15 protein-coding genes are annotated in these 14,702 nt (G+C 74.8%); 7 read left to right on the forward strand and 8 right to left on the reverse strand.

The window, feature by feature from the left end:
- Positions 1–92 precede the first annotated feature (92 nt).
- Both ACWCHM_RS02860 and ACWCHM_RS02865 read left to right on the forward strand, forming a co-directional pair.
- The gene (locus tag ACWCHM_RS02860) at positions 93–1,295 is read left to right on the forward strand and encodes a DUF1015 family protein (RefSeq protein ID WP_454221418.1); all 1,203 of its coding nucleotides are present in this window, start codon (positions 93–95) and stop codon (positions 1,293–1,295) included.
- 73 nt (positions 1,296–1,368) lie between these two features.
- Positions 1,369–1,854, forward strand: a complete 486-nt coding sequence (locus ACWCHM_RS02865; RefSeq protein WP_281894895.1) for a ribose-5-phosphate isomerase — start codon at positions 1,369–1,371, stop codon at positions 1,852–1,854.
- 49 nt (positions 1,855–1,903) lie between these two features.
- Here the strand turns inward: ACWCHM_RS02865 and ACWCHM_RS02870 are convergent, their stop codons facing one another.
- Positions 1,904–2,233, reverse strand: coding sequence for a hypothetical protein (locus ACWCHM_RS02870; RefSeq protein WP_204958117.1), 330 nt, complete (start codon positions 2,231–2,233; stop codon positions 1,904–1,906).
- A 123-nt stretch (positions 2,234–2,356) separates the two neighbouring features.
- Between ACWCHM_RS02870 and ACWCHM_RS02875 the strand changes: the two genes are divergently transcribed.
- A complete protein-coding gene (locus tag ACWCHM_RS02875; RefSeq protein ID WP_204958118.1) occupies positions 2,357–2,896 on the forward strand; it encodes a hypothetical protein in 540 nt (179 codons plus the stop codon).
- Positions 2,897–3,180: 284 nt separating this feature from the next.
- On the forward strand, positions 3,181–3,978 hold the full coding sequence (locus ACWCHM_RS02880; RefSeq protein ID WP_454221419.1) for a S1 family peptidase: 798 nt from the start codon (positions 3,181–3,183) through the stop codon (positions 3,976–3,978).
- A gap of 91 nt (positions 3,979–4,069) precedes the next feature.
- Here the strand turns inward: ACWCHM_RS02880 and ACWCHM_RS02885 are convergent, their stop codons facing one another.
- Together ACWCHM_RS02885 and ACWCHM_RS02890 are read right to left on the reverse strand one after the other, a co-directional pair.
- Complete coding sequence (locus tag ACWCHM_RS02885) at positions 4,070–7,036, reverse strand: Hsp70 family protein (protein WP_454221420.1); 2,967 nt, start codon at positions 7,034–7,036, stop codon at positions 4,070–4,072.
- Between the two features lie 97 nt (positions 7,037–7,133).
- The gene (locus ACWCHM_RS02890) at positions 7,134–7,925 is read right to left on the reverse strand and encodes a DUF3152 domain-containing protein (RefSeq protein ID WP_454221421.1); all 792 of its coding nucleotides are present in this window, start codon (positions 7,923–7,925) and stop codon (positions 7,134–7,136) included.
- A gap of 191 nt (positions 7,926–8,116) precedes the next feature.
- Between ACWCHM_RS02890 and ACWCHM_RS02895 the strand changes: the two genes are divergently transcribed.
- Both ACWCHM_RS02895 and ACWCHM_RS02900 read left to right on the forward strand, forming a co-directional pair.
- Complete coding sequence (locus tag ACWCHM_RS02895; protein ID WP_204958122.1) at positions 8,117–8,614, forward strand: SigE family RNA polymerase sigma factor; 498 nt, start codon at positions 8,117–8,119, stop codon at positions 8,612–8,614.
- Positions 8,611–9,360 carry a hypothetical protein gene (locus ACWCHM_RS02900; RefSeq protein ID WP_454221422.1) on the forward strand — a complete coding sequence of 250 codons (750 nt, stop codon included), beginning with the start codon at positions 8,611–8,613 and terminating at the stop codon, positions 9,358–9,360. Before ACWCHM_RS02895 ends, ACWCHM_RS02900 begins: the two co-directional genes overlap by 4 nt.
- 93 nt (positions 9,361–9,453) lie before the next feature.
- Here the strand turns inward: ACWCHM_RS02900 and ACWCHM_RS02905 are convergent, their stop codons facing one another.
- The 5 genes from ACWCHM_RS02905 to ACWCHM_RS02925 form a co-directional block, all read right to left on the reverse strand.
- The gene (locus ACWCHM_RS02905) at positions 9,454–10,662 is read right to left on the reverse strand and encodes an OmpA family protein (protein WP_454221423.1); all 1,209 of its coding nucleotides are present in this window, start codon (positions 10,660–10,662) and stop codon (positions 9,454–9,456) included.
- Positions 10,663–10,726: 64 nt separating this feature from the next.
- The gene (locus ACWCHM_RS02910; RefSeq protein WP_454221424.1) at positions 10,727–11,593 is read right to left on the reverse strand and encodes a hypothetical protein; all 867 of its coding nucleotides are present in this window, start codon (positions 11,591–11,593) and stop codon (positions 10,727–10,729) included.
- 1 nt (position 11,594) lies between these two features.
- The gene (locus ACWCHM_RS02915; RefSeq protein WP_454221425.1) at positions 11,595–12,092 is read right to left on the reverse strand and encodes a hypothetical protein; all 498 of its coding nucleotides are present in this window, start codon (positions 12,090–12,092) and stop codon (positions 11,595–11,597) included.
- Complete coding sequence (locus tag ACWCHM_RS02920; protein ID WP_454221426.1) at positions 12,089–12,862, reverse strand: hypothetical protein; 774 nt, start codon at positions 12,860–12,862, stop codon at positions 12,089–12,091. The genes ACWCHM_RS02915 and ACWCHM_RS02920 overlap by 4 nt, the downstream gene beginning before the upstream one ends.
- 45 nt (positions 12,863–12,907) lie before the next feature.
- The gene (locus ACWCHM_RS02925; RefSeq protein ID WP_454221427.1) at positions 12,908–13,714 is read right to left on the reverse strand and encodes a VWA domain-containing protein; all 807 of its coding nucleotides are present in this window, start codon (positions 13,712–13,714) and stop codon (positions 12,908–12,910) included.
- Positions 13,715–14,182: 468 nt separating this feature from the next.
- Here ACWCHM_RS02925 and ACWCHM_RS02930 point away from each other — a divergent pair, with 468 nt between their 5' ends.
- The gene (locus tag ACWCHM_RS02930; protein WP_421490333.1) at positions 14,183–14,683 is read left to right on the forward strand and encodes a Pycsar system effector family protein; all 501 of its coding nucleotides are present in this window, start codon (positions 14,183–14,185) and stop codon (positions 14,681–14,683) included.
- The last annotated feature ends 19 nt before the right edge of the window (positions 14,684–14,702 follow it).

Raw genomic sequence — 14,702 nt, forward strand, 5'->3', positions numbered from 1 at the left:
CGGGCAGGCCCCACCGGCGCGACGGTTCATCTGGTGGACCCGGCGCGGGGTCGGCGTCGCGGGGGCCGTCGTCGCCGGTAGCGTCAACCCCCATGACGGTCGTGCATCCGATCACCCGGGCCTGGATCACCACTGGCGGCACCGGCGCGCAGAACTACGACGAGTTCGCCGACGACGCGGAGATCACCGCGATCATCGAGGCGAACCCGCACAGTGCCCTCGGCATCGAGATGCCCCACCGGGCGCCGGAGAGCCTGGGGAAGTCCTTCTCCGACGCGCTCGGCGACGCGGTGGCCCGGCTCACCGAGGCCAAGGACGACGGCAGCTACACCCCCGCCGAGCAGGTCGTGGTCCTCTACCGGATCAGCGCGCCGGGGGAGGAACCGGCGTACGGGCTGTTCGCCATGGTCGACACCGACCAGATCTCCACCAGCGCCGACGAGCCCGGCCTGGTGATCCGCAACGAGGACGTGTTCATCGCCAAGGTGCGGGAGCGGGTCGCCCTGGCCGAGGCGCTGGGTCACCTGCTCTCGCCCGTACTCCTGCTCCAGACCGGGCGCGGCGACGAGCTGCACGCCGCGCTCGCGGCGGCGACCGACGCGGCGGGCGCGCCGGCGGCCACCGACACCGACCAGGCCGGCCGCACGCACGCCATCTGGCTGCTCGGCCCCGGCCCCGAGCAGGACGCGCTGACCGCGCTGGCCGGCGGCGGCGAACTGGTGGTCGCCGACGGCAACCACCGCAGCCTGGCCGCGCAGACCGGTGGCTTCCCGCGCTTCCTCGCGGTGGTCACCACTCCGGCGTCGGTCGCCATCCAGCCCTACAACCGGCTGGTCAGCGAGCTGCCCTGCACCCCCGACGAGCTGCTCGACCGGCTGCGCACCGCCGGCGCGCGGATCAGCCCCCTCGACGGCCCGGTCGAGGTCCCGGCGGCCGGCGGCACCGTGCACCTCCGCCTCGCCGGCCAGGGGTACGCGGTGACCCTGCCGCACGACGCGACCGCCGCCCGGCTGGAGAACCTCGACCACGCCCTGGTGGAACGGCTGCTGCTGCGCGACGCCCTCGGCCTCGACCCGGGCGACAAGCGGATCACCTACGTCGGCGGCGACTACCCGGCGAGCTGGCTCACCGGCGAGGTCGACGCCGGCCGGGCGGAGCTCGCCGTCCTGATCGCCCCGGTGACCGTGGACGACTTCGTCGCGGTGAACCTGGCCCGGGAGAAGATGCCCCGCAAGAGCACCTGGTTCACCCCGAAGGCACGCGGCGGCCTGGTCGTCGCCGAGCTGCCCCGCTGAATCCTGTGACGAATCCGCCCCGGCACGCCGCCCCCACGGCGGGCCGGGGCGCGGCCCTGACAGACTGCCCGGTATGCGCGTCTACCTGGGATCCGATCACGCCGGTTTCGAGTTGAAGGTGCACCTGGCCAATCACCTGGCCAAGCAGGGCTACGAGCTGGTCGACGTGGGCCCGCACGCCTTCGACCCCGACGACGACTACCCGACCTTCTGCCTGCACACCGGCGACCGGGTGGTGGCCGACCCGGGCAGCCTGGGCGTGGTCATCGGCGGCTCCGGCAACGGCGAGCAGATCGCCGCCAACAAGGTCGCCGGCGTCCGGGCGGCGCTGGCCTGGAGCATCGAGACCGCCCAGCTCGGCCGGCAGCACAACGACGCCAACGTGGTGGCCGTCGGCGCCCGCCAGCACACCCTCGACGAGGCCGCCGCCATCGTCGAGGCGTTCCTCACCACCCCGTTCTCCGGCAACGAGCGGCACGCCCGCCGGATCGCCCAGGTGGCCGAGTACGAGCGCACCCGCGAGCTGCCCCCGCTGCCCGCCCCCGCCGACCTGTCCTGACCGCCGCCCGCCCCGATCCGTCGACCGGGCCGGTCACCGGCCGGCCCGGTCACCGGCCCGAACGGGGCAGGTCCTCCCGGGGCACCCAGTTCCGTCGGATGATCACCAGGCGTTCCTCGGCCTCGGCCAGGTCCTGCTCGGTGGGGCGGGCCGCGTCCCGGGCCCGTAGCGCGGCGCGCACGCTGACCTGCGACGAGCCGGAACCGACAAGTCCACGCAGGCCCCGCTCGCCGTCCTCGCCGCCCGGGGCCCGCCGGGCCCGTGGCGGTGGGGGCCCGTCGTGCACCTCGGCCGTGGCCACCGTCGGCGGCTCACCACCCCCGTCCGCCGGCTCCGGCTGGTGCCGTAGCCGACGTCGCCGCCGCTCCGCATCCACCATCTCCCGACCGTACCGCCCGACGGCTCCTGTCGGGCCGGGCCGGGCGCGGCAGTTTGTCCGCTCGCTACCCTCGAAGACGGTGGACCGGTCGACGGCCGGCACCGGTCATGGGGAGGAAACGAGATGGCAGACCAGACACAGCCGTGGGCCGAGCGGACCGTCGAGGTGCCGCCCCAGCCCGGTGTCGGGGTGCCGCCGCAGCGGGAACCGTTCCGCCGGGGTGTCGCCTCGGTGGGGCAGCCCCGGGCTCCGCGCACCGAGCCGTTCCCGGTGGTCGACCACGACCAGTCCGGCTGGGCCGAGCCCGCCGCACCGCGCCGGCCGATGAGCTGGCACGTGGAGCAGTTGCGCCGGGGTGGCGAGTGGAGCGCCGCCGGTGCCCTCTTCGCCTTCGTCTGCTGGGGCATCTGGGCCATCTCCGGCCGGGGCGACCTGGGCACCCCGCTGCTGACCTTCCTGCTAAGCCTGCTGGTGGCGGTCGGCCTGTTCGCGCTGTCCCGGCTGCTCGGCCGGGTGATCCTGGAACGTCAGCTCGGCCGGGTACGCCGCAGCGCCCGGGGCGCGCACCTGGTGACCGGGGTGTTCCTGGCCGGGGTGGGCATCGCCTACCTTCAGCAGACCCAGTGGGTGATGGACGCCTGGAACTTCCTCACCGGCAACTGAGCGGCCATCGGTACGGCGGGCGGGCCGGGTGGTGACCCGGCCCGCCCGCGTCCGGTCGCGGATTGCCCGCGACACCGGTCGACACTCCTCCAGGCCGGGCGCTGGCATACCCCGCCGCTCCGGCTTCATCCCCGCCCGGCCGGGTGATCCCGCGTGCCGGGTCGGGCCGCGGCCGCGATCGTATGACCCCAACAGGATGTTGATGCACGTCAATCGATCGATCTAGGCTCCCGCCATCGAACCGGCGCCCCCAAGCAGGCGCGCCGCCGAGGGTTGGAGGCCCTGTGAACCGTTGGCGCAGTCTCATCGGCCGGATGGCCGCCACGATGGTGGCGATCACCGCCGGGTCGCTCGTCCTGACCGCCCCGGCCACCGCGGCGCCCACCCCCGACGCGGCCCCGTCCGTCGTCGGCGGCACCCGGGCCGCGCAGGGCGAGTTCCCGTTCATGGTCCGGCTCTCCATGGGCTGCGGCGGGGCGCTCTACAGCCCCCGGCTGGTGCTCACCGCCGCCCACTGCGTGAACCGCACCGGCACGAACACCACCATCACCGCGACCCTCGGCGCGGTCGACCTCCAGTCGAGCAGCCGCATCCAGGTCAAGTCCAACTACGTCTACCGGGCCCCCGGCTACAACGGCAGCGGCAAGGACTGGGCGCTCATCCGGCTCGCCACCCCGGTCACCTCGCAGGCCACCCTGCCCATCGCCACCACCACCGCGTACGACAGCGGCACCTTCACCGTCGCCGGTTGGGGTGCCGCCCGGGAGGGTGGTGCCCAGCAGCGGTACCTGCTCAAGGCCACCGTGCCGTTCGTCAGCGACGCCAGCTGCTCGTCCTCCTACCCCGGCGAGCTGATCCCGGCCGAGGAGATCTGCGCCGGCTACGCCAGCGGTGGCACCGACACCTGCCAGGGTGACTCCGGCGGCCCGATGTTCCGCCGCGACGCCGCCAACGCGTGGATCCAGGTGGGCATCGTGAGCTGGGGCGACGGCTGCGCCAGGCCCAACGCCCCCGGCGTCTACACCCAGGTCAGCACGTTCGCCGCGTCGATCGCCTCGGCCGCGGCCAGCCTCGGCGGCTGACCCACCGACCGCCCCCCGGGCCGCTGCGCCACCGACCGCCCCCGTGGCAGCCGGTGGCGCAGTGGTGTCCGGTGGCCCCGGCGGTCGCCCGTCAGCCGTCCCCGGCGAACCGGTACAGCACGAAGTCCCGCTCTGCCCCGCAGACGATCACCGACGTGTTCCACCCGCACGACTCGCTGCGGACGCCCTGGAGCTGCCCCGTCTCGGTCAGCGCGCCGGACTTCGACACCCCGGCCAGGCTCCGGTCGTCCTCGACGCTGCTCGGCGTCTCGGCGAAGACCAGCACGTTACCCGCGTCGACCCGGACCGCCGTGCCCTTGCGGTCGGTCAGCACCGCCTTCCCGGCCGGGTCGAACAGGGTCACCGTGGTCTTCGGCGACTCCCGCCGGACGAGCAGGTGTTCACCCACCGGCACCAGGCCCTGGCCGCCGGGCGCCGGCCAGCGGCGACTGCCCTTGCCCTCGGTGGCCGCGACCACCTCGGTCCGCTCGGTGTCGGCCTCCGGCACCTCCAGCAGGCAGGCCCGGTGCTCGCCGCAGGCCACCAGCGCGGTGACCCGCCGCTGCTCACCCGCGCTGTAGAGCACCGTCGGCTCGGCGAAGCTGCCCAGGTCGTAACCGAGCAGCTTGTATCCCCGGTCCTCGGCCACCAGGTACAACCGGTCGCCGTACGCGACCATCCGGTCGCTGACGTCGGCGACCCCGTCGCGGCGACTCACCACCTTGCCGCTGTCCATGTCGAGCACCCGGACCGAACGGTCCGCCCCCACCTGCACCAGCTGGTCGGCGTCGCCGAGCCAGGGGGCGTCGGACGAGCCGTCGAACCCGGCGGGACCGGCCACGCTCTGCGCGGTGCCCACCCGCAGCACCGTGGTGCGGGTGTCGCCGTACTCGCTGCGGGGGTTGTCCAGGGTCCAGTCCTGCCGGCCGTCGCGCAACCGCAGCCCGACCAGGCGGGCGCCGGCGCGGTCCACCCAGACCAGCTTCTCCCCGGTGACGTGCACCGCGTCGTCGCCGTGCACCGGCAACCGCCACCGTTCCGCGCCGTCACCGGCGTCGAGCACCACCACGTCGCGGGGGGTGCTGTCGCCGGCCGCCTCCGCGACGGCCAGCACCGCCCCCGGCACCGCCCGGACCCCGGCCCACCGTCCGCTGTCGGCCGCGACGGTGGTCCGCCACGCCGCCTTCCCGGTGCCGGCGTCGACCGCCACCACGGTCAGCCGGTCGTCGGGAAGCTGGTAGGCCAGGTAGGCGCGGTCGCCGAACACGGCGGTGAACATCGCCGTCGGCCGGTCGGCGGCGGCGGCGGGCCGGGCCACCTCGGTGAGGGTGTGGAACTCCAACGCCGGGTAGCGGTCCCGGGTGAACCAGAGGGCCGCCGCGCCGAGCACGCCGAGCAGCGCCAGGCCCGCACCGAGCCCGATCCACAGCCGGCGACGCCCGCGCCGCACCGACGTCGCGGGGCCGGCACCGGTCCCCGGCGGCACCGCCCCCGGTGGTACGCCGGGCCAGCCCGCCGGATACCCCTGGGCCGGTACGCCACCCGGCACGGTCCCGCCCGGCGGCATCCCGCCCGGGATCGGCACCGGTGTCCCACCCGCCCCGGCCACCGGCGTCCCACCGAGCGGAGTGCCCGCCCCGGCCACCAGCGTCGCGCCGGGTCCGGCCGGCCGGGCGGCACCCGGTCCCGGCAGGAGGGTGTGGCCCGTGCCGGCGGGCGCCGCGCCCACCGGCAGGGTGGCGGCTGTGCCTGCACCGGACCCGACCGGGGTGGACGCGGCGTCGGGTGCCCCCGGCGCAACGCCGTGCACCGCAGCGGCCGACGCCTGTGCCGGGGCGGGCGGGGCCTGTGCCGCAGGGTCCGGCGGCTGCGCCGGGGCGGCCCCGGCCGCGCCGGCCGGCCCGGGACGCCGGTCCGGCCGGGGCAGCGGCAGGTCGGTGAGCGCCCCCTCGGCCACCGGCAGCTCGGGCTGCTCCAGCACGGTCGGCGCGACCCCCAGCTCGGCGTGCAGCAGCCGGGCCACCAGCGGCACCCGGGACGAACCGCCGACGAGGAACAATCCGGCCAGCCGGTCCGGGGTGAGGCCCGCCTCGGCGACCACCTCCCGGGTGCGGGTGACCGCCCGGGTGAGCAGGGGAGTGGCGAGTTGCTCCAGTTCGGCCCGGCTGAGCGGGACGGCGGTCTCCAGGCCGGGCACCGCGACCGGTGCCACGGTGACCCGGGACAGCATCTCCTTCGCCCCGCGCACGTTGTCCCAGAGCTGCTGCCGGTCCCGCCACTGCCCGGTCGTCTCCGGTCGGGTCAGCCGGGCCCAGAGTTCCGCCTGCCCGTCGCCGACCAGCTCACCGACCCGGGCGAGCAGGGCCGCGTCGAGGTCCAGCCCGCCGAGGTCGGCCATCCCGCCGGTGGCGATCACCGTGAAACCCGAGTCGCCCCACGGGTCGGCGCCCTCGTTACGGACGACCGCCACGTCCAGGGTGCCGCCGCCGAAGTCGAACACCGCGACCGACTCACCCACCGGCACCGGCCGCCGCAGCACCTCCGTGTAGTAACGGGCCGCCGCCACCGGTTCCCGCAGCAGCCGGGTGCCCACCGGCACCGGACCGGACATGGTGTGTTCGGCGGCCGACGGCCAACCGGCCAGCGCCAACCCGTCGTGCAGCACCTGCCGCCGGGGAGCCTCCCAGGCGGCGGGGTAGGTGAGCACCGCCGGGGGCAGGAACCCCACGGTCGCCACCGCCTGTTCGGCGACCGCCCACAGGGTCGCGGCGAGCAGTTCCGCCGGGGCGTACGACCGGTCACCGAGCAGGACGGTCGGCTCGTCCACCCGACGTTTCGGGTTGGGCTCGTACCGGGTCGGGTCCGCCTGGGCCAGCCGCTGGGCGTCCCGGCCGACGTGCAACCGGCCCTCGGTGTCGGCGTAGACCCCGGAGGGGAGGATCGGCTGCCCGTCGACGAGCAACGGTCGGGTCCGGCCGTCCGGCCAGCGCAGCACGGCCACCGTGTTGGACGTGCCCAGGTCGACGCCGAGGGCGTATCCGTCCTGCTGGCCTGCCATCCGTCGCTACCTCCACCGGACGAGGGGATGCCCGGTCCCGCATGGTACGCAGCCCCCGCCGCCCCCGGCCGGTCCGGCCGACCCGGCCTGGCGGCGGTCAGCCCGCGCGGCCCGGCTCGGGCGGAGGAATCCGGTCGGCGTACGCGCCTGACGGTCCCGAGTAGCGCCTGCCCGCCCGGTACGGCGAGGCGTTGGCGGTGCACCCGTGCAGGCCCAGCGTCTGCTGCTGCATCACCGGAGCCGGCCGGCCCCGCCCCGGGCACCGCTCGTGGCCGTGGCCGAGCCGGTGCCCGACCTCGTGGTTGACCACGTACCGTCGGTAGGTGGCCAGGTCCGCGCCGTACCCGGGCACCCCCTTCACCCAGCGCGCCACGTTGATCACCACCCGGTCGCCGTTGCGGCACGAGGTGTAGCCTTCCGCCGTGCCCCCGCACAGCTCGTCGCGGGTGCCCGGGGTGGCCAGGTGGACGGTGAAGTCGGCCGGGCCGCCGGGGCCGACCCGCCACAGCCGCAGCGTCCCGCCCGTGGTCCACCCCTGCGGGGCGGTCAACGTCGCGCTGACCTCGGCGGCGAACTGCGCCACCGGCAGCCCCCGGATGTCGCGCTCCACCGCCACCCGGTACCGCAGCAACCGGCCGGGGCCCCGGGGCGTCGCCGGCTCACCGGCCGCGACCTGCCAGCGGTTGGCCCCGTCCGCCGGGTAACTGACCGGGGCGGGCCCGGCCGTGCCAGCCGACCCGACCGGTCGGCCCGGCGGATCGGCTACCGCCGCCGTCCCGGCCACGGAGGGCGGCCCCGCCGACCGGGCCGAGGCGGGCGTCGCCGCCGGTCGGCCCGCCGCCGGCAGCCCGCAGCCGGTCAGCCAGACCACCGTCAGCAGCGCCGTCACCGGCCGTCCCCGTGGGCCACCGCCGCGGCGGGGGCTACCCTTCGTCGCCATGGTGCCTCCTCCGCCCACCGCCGGGCGGCGGCGGGCAGCGGGAAGGACGGGCGGTCCGCCGGAACAGTTGATCCCGTCGGGACTCAACCTTTCGGTGCCTTCGCCCGTCCTGTCCGGCGTGGCAAACGGGAGGGGCCGGCATGGCCCGGGGTGACGCCGAGTTCGTCGAGTTCGCCAGGTCCGCCTCCGGGCGGCTCAGGCACGCCGCGTTCCTGATGACCGGCAACCACCACCAGGCCGAGGACGCCGCGCAGACCGCCCTGGTCCGCACGTACGCGTCCTGGTCCCGGATCCGCGACGAGGACGCCTACGGGTACGCCCGTACGGTGCTGGTCAACCACCTGGTCGACGGGTGGCGGCGGCCGATCCGGGAGTACCCCACCGACGACCTGCCCGAGCAGCGGCGCGGCGACGTCGCCGACGACGTGGCCACCCGCCGTTGGCTGCTCGACATCCTCGGCGCGCTCAGCCCCCGCGAGCGGGCCATCGTCGTGCTCCGCTACTACTTCGACCTACCGGAGGCACAGGTGGCGCGCGAACTGGGGGTCTCGCTGGGCACGGTGAAGAGCACCGGTTCCCGGGCGTTGCAGAAGCTGCGCGCCACCGGGACCCCGGCGACCCAGGGGACCTGCCGATGACCGAGCTGGAGCAGTTCCGCCTGGCGATGCGGGCGACCGAACAGCCGTACCCGGAGGACCTCGACCTGACCGCGATCATGCGCGACGGCCGGCGGCTGCGCCGACGCCGCCGCCTCGTCGGAGCGGGCGCGACGGCGCTGGTCACCGTGCTGGTGGCCGGCGGTGTGGGGCTCGGCGTGCGGTGGACCCGGCCGCCGGCACCGGACCGCCCACCCGCCCCCGCCGCCACCGTGCCCGGCGCGACGCCTCCGGCGACGTCGCCGCCGACCCCCGGACCCACCCGGTGGAGGCCCCCCCAGCAGCCGATCGGGGAGGTGATCGACACCGGCATCCGGTACGGCGTCGACCAGCGGGTGTTCTACCTGGTGGCGGTCGACGTGCCGGAGGGGCCCAGGGTGCGGGTCGGGTTGATGGCCGGCCGCCGTAGCCCCGCCGGCGAGTTGACCAACGACATGCTCATCAACGACGTGCAGGGCAGCGACCGGCGACCGGGCTTCCACGAGATCGGGTACGCCGAGGCGACCCCCCCGGACGACACCCGCCCGCCGGTGCCGACGTTCGGGTACTTCGTCGGGCCGGCGACCCGGATCGTCGGCACCGCCGGCGGCCGGCAGGTCGACGCCCGGCTGGCCCGTTGGAGCACCGACCCGGAACTGGTGGTCTTCTGGTTCGACCCGGTCGACCTCACCCCCGGCGTACGACTCGACGGCATCGTCGCCCGCGACCGCTCCGGCCGCCTGCTCTGATCCGGTCGAGGGGGCGGCCCGGTCACCGCGCCGCCCCCTCGACCACCGCTCAGCCCGGCCCCGCTGCGCGCCCGGTCGACGGCGGGTGGGGGCTCAGCCGCACGAGATCCGGACGACCACCGTGCGGTTCTGCGCCGCCGGACCGGGCAGGAGTTCGCCGTCCGGTCCGCGGTCCGGCCGCCGGTCCGGCCAGTTGGCGCCGACCCCCCGGCTGGACATCCGCTCCGGCGGCACGCCGAGCGACCGTAGTACGGTCTCGACCGCCCGGGCCCGGTCCCGGGACAGCGTGAGGCGACCGGATTCCGTCCCGGCGGACGAGGTGGTGCCGATCAGCTCGACGGTGGATCTGCCCCGTTCGAGCAGCGCGGCGAGCTTGGCCAGGGCGGCACGGGCCCTGGCCGGGTCCCGGAACGTCGCCGAGTCGGGGACGAAGCCGACCTCGCCGTCGTCGGGCAGCACGGTCACCCCGCACGGGGTGAAGGTGGGGGATTCGGTGACCGGTACCACGCTGACCGTCGGCGAGTCGACGTCGCTGTGCTTGCCGTTGGCCGCCTCCCGCAGTTCCACGCAGCTCGCGCCGCCGGCCCGGGCGATGGCGGTCCAGATCTCGACCACGTGCCGTTTCTGGGCCACGCCCAGTTCCGCCTGCGGTGGCGCGGTGTTGCCCAATCCCACCAGCAGGACGCGGCGGTCCGCGAGGTCGGGTAGGGCGTCGGCCCGGCGGAGGAACTCGACCACGTCGGTGGGGTCGGCGTCCAGCATGCCCCTGGTGCGGAAGTCCAGCGGCGCGGTGGTCTGCAGGCCGGAGTCGACCAGGACGACGGTGTCACCGGGGCCGACCTGCGCGCCGGCGACGTCCAACGCTTTCAGCACGTCGGCCTCGGGTTCGTCGGCCCGCATCGTGGCGACCCACTGGCGCAGGCCGTCGAGCCACCGGTCCAGGTCCTTCCCGTACTTGTTCGGGTTCTGCGCCTTGCTGTTGAAGACCTGCGGTTCCAGGTCCACGTCGACGCGTCCGTCGATCTGGACCACGGACACTCCCTTGTGCTTCCGGGCGGCGCTGCGGGCGAGGTCCTCGACCAGGGCGGGAAGGGCGGGCGTCGGGCTGTTCGCCCGGGCCCCGATGGCCAGGGACATGGCCACGCCCGACGACAGGCAGCCGGCCTCGACGGGTTCCTCGTGCTGCGGGCCGTCGTCGCATCCGGTGAGGACCGCGGCGGCGAGCAGCAGAACGGCCAGGAGGGCCGCCCGCTGCCGCCGGCCGGCCCGGGGTCGGGTTCGCGGCGGTTGGACAACAGCCATGTGTCAGCTCCAGTTGTGGTGTGGGTTCGTGGGTGTCGGGTTCTGGGGCGTGCCGGCCGGTGCGCTACCCGTCCGGCCGGTGCTCGCGGTACGGCGACGGCGTCGGCGTGCCGTACCGGTCCGGGGTGAACAGGCCGTCGGTGGTGGCCGGGTCCTGACCGGCCGCTGCCATCCGCTGCCGGGCCAACTGCTTGAGTTCCTCGGCGAGCGCCAGCCGCTTGGCACGGGCCGCCGCGTGGGCCGCCTCGGCACGCGCCCACTCGTTGTAGCGCTGCCGGTGCCGGGAGAGGACCTTCTCGTGCGCCCCCACCCGCCGCTTGGCCCACCAGCGGGCCCAGGCCAGTCGGCGGTTGCTCCGGTGGTAGGCGTGCGCCAGCGAGTTGTGGTTCCAGTAGGCGACCACCGCGGCCGCCATCCCGGTGCCGATGTACAGCGCGAGGAAGAGGATCGCCAGCACCCGGGCCGTCTGCGCCTCTTCCTGTCCGGAGCCACCGGCGGTGGAACCGCCGGCACCGGAGGTACCGAATCCCGGACCGACGTCCACGTCGGCCAGCAGCAGCCGGGAGACGAAGGCGGCGATACCCAGCAGGGCCCAACCGGTCAGGCAGGCGTACAGCATCAGCCGGCGGGCACCGGGTGCCCGCTGGTCGAGGTCGCGGTAGATCCGCCCGAACCCGTGGGCGAGCAGGAGCGCGACGGCGGTGAACCCGGCGACCAGCATGTACAGCAGGTAGGTATTGTCGCCGATCCCGCTGGACAGGGCGTTGTAGAAGGCCGCGATGTCGGCGCCGGCGGCCAGCACCAGGACCACCGTCTCGACCAGCGCGCCGAGCAGGGTCCCCGGGCGGCCGGTGAGCAACGCCGTGTCGACGTACCGGCCGCCGGGCATGCTGCTGCCGGGCGGTGGGGTGTGGGTACCGGTGACGGTCATGTCAGTCCTCCTTGGCCGGTCGGTCGGTGGGGGCGGCCCCGCCGGCGAGCAGGGCCCGGGCCAGCTCGTGGTTCTCCCGGGCCTGTCGAAGCCGGTCGAGCGCGCCCTCGGAGGCCATCCGGAGCCGCTCCTGCCTCGGCATGACCTCGCCGACCAGGGCGTCCACCACGGTGTGGGCGTTGAGACGCTCGGTTTCGATGTCGGCGAGCCAGCCGTCGGCCCAGTAATTGATCATGTTGTCGAGGGCCGCTGCGGTGCCCTCGTCGGTGCCGCGTGGAGTCAGCTCCGAGACCAGCCGCACCACCCGCTCCCGGGCCGCCGAGGCGTCGCGTTCGTGCTGCGCGTCGGGGTCCAGGGGTTTCGGGGCGTCGATGCGCAGCGGCCCCGTCGTCGGGTCGGCGGGCCTGCTCCCGGAGGTGGGGCGGCGGCGCGACAGCATCCCGCGGATCGTGCGGCCGGTACGGTTCCACAACGCCTTCATGTCTCTGTCGCTCCTCACGTCGTTTCCGGTCGGCCGTCGGCGGTGTCGCCGGTGGCCCCGCGCCCGTCGGTGGGGTGGACCCAGCCCGGCAGCTCGGGGCCTCCCGGCTGTAGCGTGCGGTTGAGCTCCTCGCCGTCCGGGTGTTTGCGGACGAGCCGCTGCCAGTAGCTGCCGATGCGCCGCCAGGAGTGCTCGTGGATGCGCTCGGCGCGGGCGGCGGCGACGGTCCGGCTCCGGGCGAGCCGCTCGCGGGTCTCCGCCCGCGTCTGCCGGAGGCGGACCAGCTCGCTCTCGGCCTCCTGGCGGCGGGCCTCCAACCCGGCCCGCCGTTCGAGGTACGGGGCCAGCCGCCGCTTGCGGACGACCGACGCGTCGGTGTCGGTCTCGCCGGCCCGGCGTGCCGTCAGCTCGTCCTCGGTCGGCGCGGTCAGGTTCTGCAGTGCCTCCCGCGCCCGGACCAGGGCCTGCTCGGCCTCGACGAGTTGGGCCTCGGTCCGGGCGAGTTGCAACGCCGGACTGGCGACCTCCTGCTGGAGGTGCACCAGTTCGTGGTGCATGGCGTCGTTCGCCATCCGCCGCAGCTTCTCCAGGTGGGGGGTGAAGGCGACGGACCGGTTGTGGGGCGTCCCCCTCGGCGCGGGGTCGGGCCCCACGGCGGGTAGCCCGGCGCGGGCGTCCTGGCGGCCGTTCCACCAGTCGGCGATGCGTGCGGTGAGGCGGTAGCGGATGGGGCCCGCCGGCGGGCGGTCCCAGTGCGGGTGGGACAGGGCTGCTGTCTGACGTGGCATGGGGGCGTCTCCTTCAGATACGTGGTGGGCTCGTCGGACGTCCCCTCAGGGCCGACTGTTCTCGATCTGGCGGTGGCGCAGTTCGACGCCCAGGAGTTCGGCGAAGACCTCGCCGAAGATGACGCCCAGGCGGCGGGCGTTGGTGAACCGGCGCACCACCACCCCGTCCAGCACGTCGCCGGTGAACACGTCCGGCCGACCACCGGTCAGGCCGGGCACCACCAGGTACATCCGCGTGTACGCGCCGTCGACGAGCGCGTCACGCAGCTCGGCGACGTCGTCGTGCACCTCGCCGTCGGTGACGGCGACGAGGGCGCGGGCGGCGCAGGTGCGGTCGGCCTGACGGTCCGCCACGGTCAGGGCGCGGATCGCGGGCGCCATGAGCGTGCCGTCGCCGGGCGCGGGCGCGGGCCGGCGGGCCGGCAGCGCGTGCAGCGAGGTCGGCGGCATGGTCACCCCGGCGGTGCCGCTGAACACGGCCTCGGCCAGTTGGTCGGTGGCCTCCAACTCCCGTTGGGCGAACTCGAAGAGCTGACCGACCGCCTGTTCACGCAGGGCCGTGTACTGCGTCATCGAACCGGAGACGTCCTGGATCTCATCGATACAGACCGGGCCGGCGACCTTGCGGGCCCCCTCCAGGACCGCCTGGTCGAGGCTGTCCGGGGGGCCGAGCCAGTCGTGGATCCGCACCGCGCAGACGGCCAGCAACGCCAGGATCAGCAGGCCGGTGAGCAGCGGGCGGAGCAACCGACGCCACCACGGCGGCCGGACCGGCGTCGGAACGTCGTCGAGCACGGCGCGGCCGGGGGCCGCCCGGCCGTCGGCGACAGCACGTGTACTCGTGAAACGCATTGGCAATGCCTCTCGGAAAGTCAGTCGGAATTGCGACAGAGCTCCGCGGTGGGGTGAATGGAAAGGGTTCGGACGACCTTAGGGGGACAACCGCCCCGACTGTCTACACCGGATCGCCGCTTTCGGATCACCAGTCCCGAATACTGGTCGAAGGTGACCCGTAAATCGATGTTCGGTGGAATTGGCCCGGCCGGTTGGAGAGCGTGGCTGGCGGAAGAGCGCGGATCCGGGGGAACTGATTCGGCGGCATTGGCGGTCCGGACGGACGACTACCGCGGCGAACTGACGGAAATCTGTCTGTGGACCGGCGCGCAGGTGCGGACCGGTGGCGCTGCGCAGGGCAGGGGGCATGGCTGGTCCATGAATTCATGGTCGTGCCGGGCCGCGCCGGCCGGTGCGTCAACTGACACATTCCGACGGTGTAGTTCGACGCGGACGCACGCGATAGCGGGAGGCACGCTGGGTGACATGGGAGACACGGATGGACGGGGCGGCGGCCGGTCGGACGACGAGCGGACCCTGCACTACGCACGCCAATTGCTCACCGACAACCGGCACGAACTGCGCCGGGCCGACACGAAGGCGACCCAGACGCTCGGCGTCGCCGGAACCATCGCCGCGGCGGCCCTGGCGGCCGGGCCCGGCAGTGGGCTGGCCGTCGTGACCCGGGGCGGCTGGTGGTGGGTCGCCTGCCTGCTGTGGGCCGGGGCGGTGCTGATGTCGGCGCTCGCGCTGCTGCCCCGGCTCGGCGGCACCTCACCTGACAGCCACGTCTCCTACTTCGGCGACGTGCTGCGCCACGACGACCTCGTCGGGGCGCTCCGCGAGACCGCGACCCAGCCGTTGGGCGCGGCCCTCGCCGAACTCCGGTGGACCAGCGCCCGGGTCACCACCAAGTACCGGCTGGTCCGCAGCGCGATCGTCAGCCTCGCCGCGAGTGGTGTCTGTCTGATCGGGACACTGGTGTGAACGGGCCCGTAGGTGCCGG

The organism is Micromonospora sp. SCSIO 07396 (assembly GCF_053667945.1).

What these genes read in the sequence shown, in the direction of transcription:
- ACWCHM_RS02860 (WP_454221418.1), top strand. Translation starts at nt 93, where the DNA reads ATGACGGTCGTGCATCCGATCACCCGGGCCTGGATCACCACTGGCGGC.
- ACWCHM_RS02865 (WP_281894895.1), top strand. Translation starts at nt 1,369, where the DNA reads ATGCGCGTCTACCTGGGATCCGATCACGCCGGTTTCGAGTTGAAGGTG.
- ACWCHM_RS02870 (WP_204958117.1), bottom strand. Translation starts at nt 2,233, where the DNA reads ATGGTGGATGCGGAGCGGCGGCGACGTCGGCTACGGCACCAGCCGGAG.
- ACWCHM_RS02875 (WP_204958118.1), top strand. Translation starts at nt 2,357, where the DNA reads ATGGCAGACCAGACACAGCCGTGGGCCGAGCGGACCGTCGAGGTGCCG.
- ACWCHM_RS02885 (WP_454221420.1), bottom strand. Translation starts at nt 7,036, where the DNA reads ATGGCAGGCCAGCAGGACGGATACGCCCTCGGCGTCGACCTGGGCACG.
- ACWCHM_RS02895 (WP_204958122.1), top strand. Translation starts at nt 8,117, where the DNA reads ATGGCCCGGGGTGACGCCGAGTTCGTCGAGTTCGCCAGGTCCGCCTCC.
- ACWCHM_RS02900 (WP_454221422.1), top strand. Translation starts at nt 8,611, where the DNA reads ATGACCGAGCTGGAGCAGTTCCGCCTGGCGATGCGGGCGACCGAACAG.
- ACWCHM_RS02905 (WP_454221423.1), bottom strand. Translation starts at nt 10,662, where the DNA reads ATGGCTGTTGTCCAACCGCCGCGAACCCGACCCCGGGCCGGCCGGCGG.
- ACWCHM_RS02910 (WP_454221424.1), bottom strand. Translation starts at nt 11,593, where the DNA reads ATGACCGTCACCGGTACCCACACCCCACCGCCCGGCAGCAGCATGCCC.
- ACWCHM_RS02920 (WP_454221426.1), bottom strand. Translation starts at nt 12,862, where the DNA reads ATGCCACGTCAGACAGCAGCCCTGTCCCACCCGCACTGGGACCGCCCG.
- ACWCHM_RS02925 (WP_454221427.1), bottom strand. Translation starts at nt 13,714, where the DNA reads ATGCGTTTCACGAGTACACGTGCTGTCGCCGACGGCCGGGCGGCCCCC.
- ACWCHM_RS02930 (WP_421490333.1), top strand. Translation starts at nt 14,183, where the DNA reads ATGGGAGACACGGATGGACGGGGCGGCGGCCGGTCGGACGACGAGCGG.